13 protein-coding genes are annotated in these 11,284 nt (G+C 31.9%); 5 read left to right on the top strand and 8 right to left on the bottom strand.

Annotated features, from left to right (window positions below; genetic code table 11):
• Positions 1 to 13: 13 nt before the first annotated feature.
• Positions 14 to 1,033 (bottom strand): NAD-dependent epimerase, encoded by a 1,020-nt coding sequence (locus ABMA72_RS09490; protein ID WP_393056924.1) that lies wholly within the window; start codon positions 1,031 to 1,033, stop codon positions 14 to 16.
• A gap of 230 nt (positions 1,034 to 1,263) precedes the next feature.
• Here ABMA72_RS09490 and ABMA72_RS09485 point away from each other — a divergent pair, with 230 nt between their 5' ends.
• Together ABMA72_RS09485 and ABMA72_RS09480 are read left to right on the top strand one after the other, a co-directional pair.
• Positions 1,264 to 2,070: a hypothetical protein gene (locus ABMA72_RS09485; protein WP_393056923.1), complete on the top strand. Its 807-nt coding sequence runs from the start codon at positions 1,264 to 1,266 to the stop codon at positions 2,068 to 2,070.
• Between the two features lie 2 nt (positions 2,071 to 2,072).
• Entirely contained in the window at positions 2,073 to 2,984 is a 912-nt protein-coding gene (locus tag ABMA72_RS09480) for a hypothetical protein (RefSeq protein WP_393056921.1), read from the top strand.
• Here ABMA72_RS09480 and ABMA72_RS09475 read toward each other — a convergent pair.
• The 3 genes from ABMA72_RS09475 to ABMA72_RS09465 are packed head-to-tail and all read right to left on the bottom strand — an operon-like array spanning position 2,974 to position 5,598.
• Positions 2,974 to 3,678, bottom strand: a complete 705-nt coding sequence (locus ABMA72_RS09475; RefSeq protein WP_393056920.1) for a glycosyltransferase family 2 protein — start codon at positions 3,676 to 3,678, stop codon at positions 2,974 to 2,976. The genes ABMA72_RS09480 and ABMA72_RS09475 overlap by 11 nt on opposite strands.
• Entirely contained in the window at positions 3,675 to 5,231 is a 1,557-nt protein-coding gene (locus ABMA72_RS09470; protein ID WP_393056918.1) for a hypothetical protein, read from the bottom strand. Before ABMA72_RS09470 ends, ABMA72_RS09475 begins: the two co-directional genes overlap by 4 nt.
• Position 5,232: 1 nt before the next feature.
• A complete protein-coding gene (locus ABMA72_RS09465; protein WP_393056916.1) occupies positions 5,233 to 5,598 on the bottom strand; it encodes an HAD-IIIC family phosphatase in 366 nt (121 codons plus the stop codon).
• Positions 5,599 to 5,749: 151 nt separating this feature from the next.
• On the opposite strand from ABMA72_RS09465, the gene gmd reads away from it, so the two are divergent.
• Genes gmd through ABMA72_RS09450 form a run of 3 tightly spaced genes read left to right on the top strand, consistent with a single transcriptional unit; the run spans position 5,750 to position 8,899 of the window.
• Positions 5,750 to 6,862 (top strand): GDP-mannose 4,6-dehydratase, encoded by a 1,113-nt coding sequence (gene gmd / locus ABMA72_RS09460; protein WP_393056914.1) that lies wholly within the window; start codon positions 5,750 to 5,752, stop codon positions 6,860 to 6,862.
• Positions 6,855 to 7,784 carry a GDP-L-fucose synthase family protein gene (locus ABMA72_RS09455; protein WP_393056912.1) on the top strand — a complete coding sequence of 310 codons (930 nt, stop codon included), beginning with the start codon at positions 6,855 to 6,857 and terminating at the stop codon, positions 7,782 to 7,784. Before gmd ends, ABMA72_RS09455 begins: the two co-directional genes overlap by 8 nt.
• A 53-nt stretch (positions 7,785 to 7,837) precedes the next feature.
• The gene (locus ABMA72_RS09450; RefSeq protein ID WP_393056910.1) at positions 7,838 to 8,899 is read left to right on the top strand and encodes an MraY family glycosyltransferase; all 1,062 of its coding nucleotides are present in this window, start codon (positions 7,838 to 7,840) and stop codon (positions 8,897 to 8,899) included.
• Here ABMA72_RS09450 and ABMA72_RS09445 read toward each other — a convergent pair.
• The 4 genes from ABMA72_RS09445 to ABMA72_RS09430 form a co-directional block, all read right to left on the bottom strand.
• Entirely contained in the window at positions 8,883 to 9,590 is a 708-nt protein-coding gene (locus ABMA72_RS09445; protein ID WP_393056908.1) for a hypothetical protein, read from the bottom strand. The two genes, ABMA72_RS09450 and ABMA72_RS09445, sit on opposite strands and share 17 nt — an antisense overlap.
• A 177-nt stretch (positions 9,591 to 9,767) precedes the next feature.
• Positions 9,768 to 9,992: an ATP synthase F0 subunit C gene (locus ABMA72_RS09440; RefSeq protein ID WP_021267602.1), complete on the bottom strand. Its 225-nt coding sequence runs from the start codon at positions 9,990 to 9,992 to the stop codon at positions 9,768 to 9,770.
• A 66-nt stretch (positions 9,993 to 10,058) separates the two neighbouring features.
• Positions 10,059 to 10,862 (bottom strand): F0F1 ATP synthase subunit A, encoded by an 804-nt coding sequence (atpB, locus tag ABMA72_RS09435; protein ID WP_392861376.1) that lies wholly within the window; start codon positions 10,860 to 10,862, stop codon positions 10,059 to 10,061.
• A gap of 2 nt (positions 10,863 to 10,864) precedes the next feature.
• Positions 10,865 to 11,233, bottom strand: a complete 369-nt coding sequence (locus ABMA72_RS09430) for a hypothetical protein (RefSeq protein ID WP_393056906.1) — start codon at positions 11,231 to 11,233, stop codon at positions 10,865 to 10,867.
• Between the last annotated feature and the right edge of the window lie 51 nt (positions 11,234 to 11,284).

Here is an 11,284-nt window from a genome sequence, read left to right as displayed (position 1 = left end):
ACCGTTCTCAATTTCATAAATAATATTCTCTATACCAATCGACAAACTTTTTAACACCAGTATCTATAGCTGTCTCAGGTTTAAAATCAAGAACTTCATACAACTCTTTTACGTCCGCATAAGTTCTCAGTACATCTCCAGGTTGTAGTGGCATCATATTTTTATCAGCCTCTACCCCCAAACTTGTTTCTAAAATATTTATAAAGTTACCTAATTTAACAGGACTTGAATTTCCAATATTATATATTTTAAAAGGTGATGTTGATTCGTTTGGATGGTCACAAGACTTTGAAGAACACGGTATAAAATCTAGTAATTTAAGTTGTGCTTGAACTACATCATCTACATATGTAAAATCTCTTTCCATATCTCCATAATTGTATACATTAATTTTTTTATTATTTAATATTGCATCCGTAAATATAAACGGAGCCATGTCAGGTCTCCCCCAGGGCCCATAAACTGTAAAAAAACGCAAACCTGTCGTTGGCAAATCATATAAATGAGAATAGGTATGAGCCATAAGTTCATTCGCCCTTTTAGTTGCAGCATAAAGACTTACAGGATGATCAACTGGGTCTTTTACACTAAATGGGACCTTAGAGTTTTCACCATAAACAGAAGAAGATGATGCATAAATCAAATGCTTAATTTTATAATGTCTGCATCCCTCAAGAATATTGAGAAAACCTTCGGCATTAGACTTAATATATGAATGTGGGTTTTCAATTGAATATCTAACACCCGCTTGCGCTGCCAAATGAATTACTTGGTCAATTTTCTCCATCTCAAAAACTCTTTTTACATTTTCCCAGTTGCTAATATCAATTTTAAAAAATTTGAATTTTTTATATTTATCAGATTGAGTCAAAAAATTTTCAATTCCAAGCTCTTTTAATCGACCGTTCTTTAACTTCACATCATAATAAGAATTGATACTATCAATACCTATAACAGTGTGTCCTAGTTCGAGCGCCATTTTAGCTGTATGAAAACCTATAAATCCTGCTACACCTGTAACCAATATTCGCATATGCAACTCCATTTAAACGCAATTTGAGTTATTTATGTTTTCAAACTACATCCAAAAAACTATAATTTCTTTTGACTATCATATTAAAGATAAACGTCATCTGCAATTAATTCTATAAACAATAAAGGGCTTTCGTGATTCATTTTTTTTTTAAATTATTATCTAAATTTATTACATTTCTAAATATTGTATACCAACTAGTAAGATTTATACCTACATTTACAAGATTCATGTGCTTACCAAAAAATCATATTAAATTTGGACCCCATTACAAAGCGGCTATAAGTACAATAATATTTGGCTGTGCCAAAAGAAACATAAGAAAGCATTATCTTATTGGTTCAGTTATAGGTGCACTTCAAGCCAAAAATATAGGAAAAAACGATATAGCACTTTTTGAATTCGGTGTAGCTAGCGGAGGAGGATATAGAGTACTGCTAGATATAGCTGAACTAATAAATAAGTATTTAAAAATGAATGTACGTGTAATTGGATTTGACAATAGAGACGGATTACCTGAACCAAAAGATTTCAGAGACCACCCTGAGATATGGACTAAAAATCAATTTGCGATGGGTGCTATTAGATACGAAGAACTAGATAATGAAGCTAAAAATCGTAACGGTGAACTTATAATTGGAGACATAGCAAATACTCTGAAAAATTATTGTCCTAAAAATAAAAAAGGGGAACCTACAACTATAGCTTTCTGTAGTATTGATGTGGATTATTACTCTTCAACTACACCCATTTTAGAATGGTTTAAATATTTAGATGTAAATTATTTACTTCCAGCTATACCCGTATACTTTGATGATGTTTTGAATAATTGGTGTTATTCTAGTAAAACTGGCGAAGAGCTTGCTATTAATGAATTCAATCAAAATAATGAAATTAGACACATAGAACTTAAAGATAGAAATACAAAACTATATGCACTTCACTGCCTAGACCATCCAATCAGAAATATAAATGAACTAAACTATGTTGGACTAGAGATCTTTGTAAAAGATTTAAAAAGTTACTACTGGAGATAATCATGAAAAAACTAATACTACTTTTTATGAATATCTATTGTGTACTAGGACATGATGGCATCACAATATGTAAAACAACGCAAAGCCTTAAAGAATGTGTAAAAAACAGAAGAAACAATATTATCTTACTTACAAAAGGGATACATTATACATATAACTTACCTATTCCAAGTGATACCATTTTTATAATTCCAAAAGATACAATAATTAAAGTGCCTAAAGATGCCAAATTAAACCCAAAGGCTTATGGTGGAGTTGCAAACTCTGTCATCAGCTCAAAAGGCACTCCTGAAAAATACTTAGAAAATATTACTATTATTCTAAATGGCATCATTGATGGAAATAAGGAAATACATACCTATAAAAAAGGTGGATTAGAAGGAATAGACTGGGCATATGTACGAAATTCAACCATCACAGGTACAGGAAAAATTGTAAATGCAAATGGTGATGGCTTAGATATTGATGCTTCGGAATTTAACTCTATTTCAAATATTACGACAGAACTAAACGGTGGATCTGGTGTTCACTTAGGAAGCCCTAGGCCAATTTCATCTAGCAAATTGAATATTTTTGTAAATGTTAAATCTAACAATAATGGTTATGACTTTGATAAAAATGGATTTGATGTATCATGGCCTAACCCACTAGGCGCAATATTTATAAACACTTATGCAAATAAAAATAATCGAAATTACCAATTAAAGGGCCGTAATTCAAAAGTCCTATATTCTTATTCAAAAGACTCTAAAAATAAAGATGATTTCAGTGACGCGGATGAAGCAATTATTAATAATAAGAATGTTACAAATAAAAACATTCTTAGCTCAAAATTAAAGATTTTACTTAAAAGAGATTTTAAAAAAATATTAGGTTTAGAAACACCAAAATATCTAGAAAATGTTAATTACTAGATAAGCTTTCATACTCCTCAGGAGTTCCACACATAATAACGTTATCCCTAGAGACAATTCTAACTTTAATATTAAGTTTATTATTAATTAAATAATTATACATTGGCGCTATGTAATACTCATTTACACTTTTAATATTATTACTTTGGTAATACTCAAATACTTCTCTATACAGACTCATCGTTTTAAAATAATAAAGACCATTACTACATAAATTAGATATTCTACTTTTCTCTGCAACTTCCAGAACATTGTTATCTAAGTCAACTTTTGCAAATGACCAGTTATCCCCTAACTCATCATGAAAAACTTCTAAGTATCCATCACAATCAACATTAAATTTAGAAAAAGATGTTAAGAATGTATCTATATTAAATATATATAATTCCTCAGCATCATCTATATACTCAATACCCTTATAAACAGTTTCGGCTTGTCCTAATGTATCTCTATCTAATTCAACTATTTCATAACTAGATAGATTCATCTTTTTTAAGTTTTCCTCTACAAATGATCTAGAATCAAATTTTTTATTGATTATAAAAAGAAATTTTTCATCATCAAAATAATCCTTAAATGATTCAACAACATGACTAAACACACTCTTTCCACGAATCTGTAACTCATATTTTGGTTTTGTATACCCTGAATTATAGAAACGAGAACTTTGCCCAGCCATTGGAATAACGATCATTTTAACCTCTTGTATAATATCCAAATTCTAACAGCATTTAATATAAATGCTCTTTGTTTTGCAATAGAGTCATTATGTAATGGCACCATTGAAATAAACAATAACGCTGTAAGAGGTAAAATATCAACTGTTTCATAATCTTCGATAAAATCGAAATTAATAAAACTATTAACAATATTACTATTCTCAATTAAGTCAAAATCAATATTATAACTATAATCATTACCTAACTTTATTTTATTAATTTTAAAGTTTTTAGAAAGAATGTGATCATAATAGCCAATTACAGAGTGAGATAACTTAGCTAAATCATATCTAATATCACCAAATACACCAACAGCCCCCTCTAAAGAATCCCCTCGAGGGTCTATAAACTTCAATTGATCTGCCCTAGAATTAATCAAAACATTACTAAAACATAAATCACCATGTAACACACCTGGATAAGTGCCGCCCCGCACAGACTCTTTAATACAATCTGAAATAACGGTATCAAGACTAGGTACAAGTATTCCATCATAATAAAAAGGTTTAAAGAATTCTTCTACAAGACATTCATCATAACAAGAAATACGTTGTTGTGTTTTTTTCTGCACTAAATCACGAAAATGACTCTCTATACCCTTATTATACTTATCTTTAACTTGACTTTGAGATAGCTTAAACCATTCCCTAAACTTGTAAAAAACAGACCTCCAAAAAACTTCTCCCTTCAAACCGTGAACATACATTTCATTAAGAGGTGCCAGTGTTAAATATTCGATTTTATAAAAAGTATCGTTTTCATTAAGTGAGAAATCGATTAATTGAGGAGTGTATACCTTTAATTCATTTGGAATGTTTAAAAACCAAAGCGTTTCACTTTTTATTTTGTTTATATTCTTTGAACTTTTATAAACTATACCATTATTAATATTAAGATCATTAAAGTGACGTTGTGTTGTAAACTTACATCTAGACTTGAAATATGTATTAATATGACCAAAGTCATACCAATTATCACATTTCACTCTACTTAATGAGATGTTCTCATTATATTTTTTTACTGCTTCTACAAAGTTCTTAGAAGATCTTAAACATACCTTTAAAAAATCACAATTAGAGTATGAAAAGAAGCCATTCCAAACATACTCACCTTTATCAAACTCCCATCTATACTGTTCATATGTTTTAGATACACCTATAACATCAACCTCTAATAAAGAATTTTTAGAAAAATTAATAAAAGTATCACCATGAAGAATTCTTAATGAACTAGGACTTTCTTCAACGTTATCTAAGATTTGTAAAACCGAATCCTTAAGAGATAAATTTTCATCAAGATAAGATAAAATTACCCCGCTGTCCTTTAAAGAATCTATAAATGAATTAAAGTTTGAAAATGATTGAGGTAAACTTAAGAGCACTTCTTCATCTTTAAAGTAGTTTCTTATTTCTTTTAACTGTAATTCTAATAATTTTTTATTTCCTACAGGTAAAAACGCTGGGGGCAACTTTCCAAACTCATTTTCTAATTCAGTATCAACATATGCAGCCGATGTTATAATAATCATATTATCTACTTATTTTTTCTAGAACTTCTTCATAACTATTTTCTACAAACTCATTTGGTCTTAAAGCTCTATCGTCTATATAAAATCCGTCATGTCCACACCATGGTTTCGCCATATAAATCTCATCATATGGAACTTCGTTTTTATCCAACCAAGATATAATAATAGGTAATGTATTTTTATTAATTTTACCCAGACACCCTTCATAAGTTCTCATATTGCGACTCGTTGATATAACTATCTCAAATCCATTATTCTTATACACCTTCATTTTCTCAATTAATGGAATATTAGGTTTAGAGTTTTTATAATCACCATTTTCAGTAAAACAAATTGTATTATCCAAATCAAAAATTAATCTTTTCAAATTTCCTCCAACGAATCACACTTAAAATATCAAAATAATACTCATATGTGAAAAACTCTATACACACTTTTATAATTCGAGTTTACATAGACTTATAAAAAGTAATTATATAGAATCATAACTAATACTTAATTACTACCTTGAGTACATAATGAAAAAAGCACTAATTACAGGAATTACAGGACAAGATGGTGCGTACTTAGCAGAGCTTCTTCTTGATAAGGGCTATGAAGTACATGGCGTTAAGCGTCGTTCATCATTATTTAATACTGATAGAATTGACCACCTCTATCAAGATCCACATGAAAGCAATGTTAACTTAACACTTCATTATGGTGATCTTTCAGATACATCAAACCTAATTAGAATTATTCAAGAAGTACAACCAGATGAAATTTACAACCTTGGAGCTATGAGTCACGTTCGTGTTTCTTTTGATACTCCAGAATACACAGCGAATGTAGATGGTATTGGTACACTAAGGTTACTTGAAGCTATTAGAATTCTAGGTTTAGAAAAGAAGACTAAAATATACCAGGCTTCTACAAGTGAGCTTTACGGACTAGTTCAAGAAACTCCTCAAAAAGAAACTACTCCATTCTACCCACGCTCACCTTATGCCTGTGCGAAAATGTATGCATACTGGATTACGGTTAATTACAGAGAGGCTTATGGCCTATATGCATGTAATGGAATCCTGTTCAACCATGAATCTCCTCTAAGAGGTGAAACATTTGTAACAAGAAAAATTACACGTGCAGTTTCTAGAATCGCTCTTGGTCTTCAGGATAAAGTTTATATGGGTAACTTAGATTCTCAAAGAGACTGGGGACACGCTAAAGACTACGTAGAAGCTATGTGGCTTATGCTTCAACAAGAACAGCCAGAAGACTTTGTTATCGCTACAGGTGTAACTACATCTATTAGAGATTTTATTATCAGAGCTTTTAATTACGTTGGAATTGAGTTGGCATTTTCAGGTTCAGGTGTAACTGAAGTAGCTACAGTTATAAAGTGTAACAATCCTAACTATCAAGTTGAAATTGGACAAGAAGTTATTGGTATTGATCAAAGATACTTCAGGCCAACTGAAGTTGATCTACTTTTAGGAGATCCAACCAAAGCTCAAACAAAATTAAATTGGAAACCTAAACATAATCTTGAATCACTAATTGAAGATATGATGAGTTCAGATCTACAAATCTTTGAAAAAGATAAATACCTCAAAGAAGGTGGACATAAGGTCTTAAATTACCATGAATAAAAATGAAGCAATTTTAGTATTAGGTTCTCGTGGACTCGTGGGTTCTGCAATTGTTCGAGAACTTGAGAAGCAAGGTTATACAAATATATTAAAACCAGTTAGAGAAGAATTAGACCTTTTATTACAGGCAGACACACTCGATTATTTTCAAACTAATAAGCCTAAATATGTATTCCTAGCAGCTGCCAAAGTTGGCGGTATACACGCAAATAATACATATAGAGCCGATTTTATTTTTGATAATCTTACAATTCAACAAAATGTTTTCAATGCTGCTTTTAAAACTAAAGTCGAAAAACTATTATTTCTTGGAAGCTCTTGTATTTATCCAAAAAATTGTCCTCAACCTATCAAAGAGGAATTTCTATTAACTGGTCCACTAGAGCCTACCAATGAACCATATGCCATAGCAAAAATAGCTGGTCTTAAGACTGCAGAAGCTTTTAAAGATCAATATGGTTTGAATTATTCTTCAGTTATGCCAACAAATCTTTATGGTGAAAATGATAACTTTCACAAAGTAAATTCACATGTCATCCCTGGCCTAATTGCAAGAATGGAACAAGCAATTAAGGACAATGATTCTGAATTTAAGGTATGGGGAACTGGAAAACCAAAACGTGAGTTCCTTCATGTAGACGACATGGCCAATGCCTGCATTTACCTCATGCAAAGAAGTGAGGAACTACCATCTCTAATTAATATTGGTACAGGACAAGACATAGAAATTGGAGAATTAGCGAGAATTATTGCTGATAAGATGGGATATAAAGGAACGATAACATTTGATTCAACAAAGCCTGATGGAACAATGAGAAAACTTTTAGATGTCTCTCTCTTACACTCAATGGGGTGGCATCACAAAATTGATCTGAATCATGGACTAGACAGAGCAATCAATTTTTATAGAAATAACGTCTAAATATTAGCATGCTAGATATTGTTTCATTTTTAAAAGATTGCTAGAATCAAACAATGATTATTACTAGCATATTAATTATTATAAGCTCTTTTGTTATTACATATATAACAATCCCAATTCTCATTAAATTTGCTGAATTCACAAGTTTATATACAGATTCGAATCATAGAACGGCCCACAAACATAAAGTACCTTCCTTGGGTGGAATAGCACTTTTTATGGGAATTTGTTTTTCATCGTTATTATTAACACCAAATGATCAATTCAATAGTATTCAATATCTACTAGCGACACAGTTCATAATTTTTTTCCTTGGGCTCAAGGATGACATATTTGTTCTATCGGCTAGAAAAAAGTTATTAGTACAATTAATTTGCGCACAGATAATCTTTTTTTACTCAGGTGTTAGAATCGATAATTTCTACAGTGTTTTAGGTATTGGTGCCCTTAACGAAGTAGAGTCAAACCTAATTACTACACTTGCTTTCGTAGGCCTTATTAATGCATTCAACTTAATTGATGGTATCAACTGGCTCGCAGGACTTATTTCTATTTCTGCTTGTTTATTCTTGGCCACATGGTTTGGAGTAAACAACTTCCAAGTAGAGTTGGGAATCAGCCTCTCTCTAATAGGTTCGCTGCTAGCCTTTTTGAAATTTAATAAAACGCCAGCGAAAATTTTTATGGGTGACACAGGATCTCTTCTAATAGGTCTTACAATTTCATATTTATTAATTAGATTTATAAATCTAAATCACAATAGCACTAATCTAGTTTTTGAATTTAGATCTGCTCCATCTATAGCAGTTGCAGTTGTATTTATCCCACTTTTAGATACATTAAGAGTAATGTTTATTAGACTGCTTCAGAAAAAAAGCCCTTTTACTCCTGATCAAAACCATCTACATCATATCTTACTGAGAAAAGGTCTAAGTCACATACAAGCCGCATTAGTTCTATTTATGCTAAATTCAGCATGTATAATCATTGCAATGATATTACATAAGGTTACTGGAAAGATTGTCATTACATCTATGTTTATCGTTCTATTTAGTTTTTTTAACTTAATAGCGTTCAATAGAATGCATAAAAAATATTTTAATATAACAATTTGATAGTATATTTAAAATTTCTGTTTTCTATGGGACTAATCCACCAAGGCTCCAAACAAACAAAAGGCGCACTAGGTGGTGACCACAAGCCAAATAACTCACTATCGAATGTCATTGAAAGGTCACTGCCTAAACTCACCTGATTATTATTAAATGAATTATTGAAAACAATGGCATCATTATTAAATGTACTTTCATCGATAACTAAAATATTAGAATCGATATTATAGGTATTGGCCTTATCAATAACACCATCAAGTAAATGAAAGTATTCACACTTAGTAGAAAATCGTAAAGTGACTGGTAGGGAATCTATATTGAAAGCAGGATGTCCTCCAATCATATATGGAAAGTCAGCTAATACTTCATACTCAACTTCTAAAGAGGATTCTATTAAGCGGTATGTAACAATTAGCTCGTCTTTCATTTTAAAAGAAAGTGATGTCGTAGATTTATTAATAAGTAAGAATTCTGTATCACGTGCATAACCATGCTTAACAATATTATGCTTTTCTATATAATCATTCGTCTCATAACCAATACGAGGAAATAGATGCGGAGCAGATCTTCCCCACCATCTTGGATCAGCCTGCCATAAATATTCTTTCTGTTTTGTTTTTGAATAAATGCTTTTTAATTCTGCCCCCATAGAGGCGACTTGGATTTTGATTTGATCGTTTTCTAGAGTGTACATGAGAGAATATTATCTTATGTAATATAGAAATACTATTTGCAAGGAACCCTCTCTCCCTCGCATCGTGCTCGGTCGTACAGGGTTGCACAGCTTCATTTAGCATACTGCTAAATGCCGCATACAAAAAAGGCAGTCTTACGACTGCCTTCCTTTAAAAATCAATTTTAGATTTTCGAATTAACCAGCAAGGAATACTGAGATAAGTACGAAAATTACAAGTGATTCCATAAGTGCTAGACCAAGGATCATTGGAGTTTGAATCTTGTCAGCAGCAGATGGGTTTCTTGCGATACCTTCTAGAGCAACAGATGCAGCTCTTGATTGTGCAGCAGTACCACCGTATGCAGCGATAGCCATTGCTAAGAAATACGCGATGTACTTAATTGCTTGAGTGTTTTCCATAATAGTCTCCTAAAACGTTAGTTACTTTGATCAAGTAACAGTTAAATTATTAAGTTTAAGTTTTAATTAGTGTGCGTGGTGCTCATCATGATCGTGGTGAGCAGTTGCAAGACTAATATAAACCATTGATAACATTGTAAATACGTAAGCTTGGATAAAACAAACTAGAAGTCCAAGTAAGTAGAATGGAATTGCAGCACCAAACATACCAACGTTCACACCAAGAATTTCAAGGTTGAGGAATGTTGTAAGTACGTGGTGGTCACCCATCATGTTACCTCTAAGACGTAGCGCTAGAGATAGTGGACGAATAAAGTTTGAAAGAATCTCAATTGGGAAAATTAATATTGCCATGTACCAAAGTGGACCTGCAAAGTGTGCAAGGTAATTCATTGTACCAAGTTCTTTACAACCTTTGATGTTGTAATAAACAAATGAAAGTACACCAAGAGCAAGAGTTGTGTTGATGTATTCTGTTGGAGGTAAGAAACCAGGAACAAGACCGATAACGTTCGCTAAGAAAATTGTAATAAATAGGAACGAAATGAACTTGAAGTATTTTGGTGCATCATCTTCACCAAGAACTGCACGACATTGAGTGTAGATAAATGATCCATACATCTCAACGATGTTTCTTAAAGAAATTCCTCTATCTGGAACTACTGTCTCATCTAGAGTCATTTTAGAAACACGCATTCTATAAAGAAGCGCTACAAGTAAAATGATGATTGCAACGAATGACTTAGTGAAGATGTGATCTACATAACCTAAGTGAAGAGCATGTGAAAGCTCACCTAACCAAAGGAAACCACCTGCTGCATGTGCATTTGTTGCTAATAAAGTAGTTAAAAGAAGGGCTATTTTTTTCATTATTAGTCCTTTTTGATGCTGACACCCAGCACAAATATATTTAAGAAATAATTTATTACCGGTATAATTATCTTACTTTGAAGTATTTGTACACCAAATAATAGGGCCCCGATTAAAATAACAAGCTTCCCTATAAATAAAAACGCTAGATACTTTCCATTGGCCTTGTATCCATCAACGCGATGTGGCCTTATTAGCTCATCCACGGCCATCCAAAACATCACTAAATATATTACAGTAGCCGTATAGCAAACAGCGAACGCTATCCATTCCTTTCCTGGAGTCAATAAATATAGACACACAAGTGCCATAGGAAGTGACAACATAAAGTAGCGAATGAAATCGATTTTATTAAGAAGTTCTTTAAACATGGCTGCATTGTTACTATAATTTGCGTTGATTTCAAATACTTTTGACAGGAA

The sequence above is a fragment of the Halobacteriovorax sp. CON-3 genome, assembly GCF_043196995.1.
Lineage (GTDB): Bacteria > Bdellovibrionota > Bacteriovoracia > Bacteriovoracales > Bacteriovoracaceae > Halobacteriovorax_A.
This window is presented reverse-complemented; position numbering and strand designations above follow the sequence as displayed.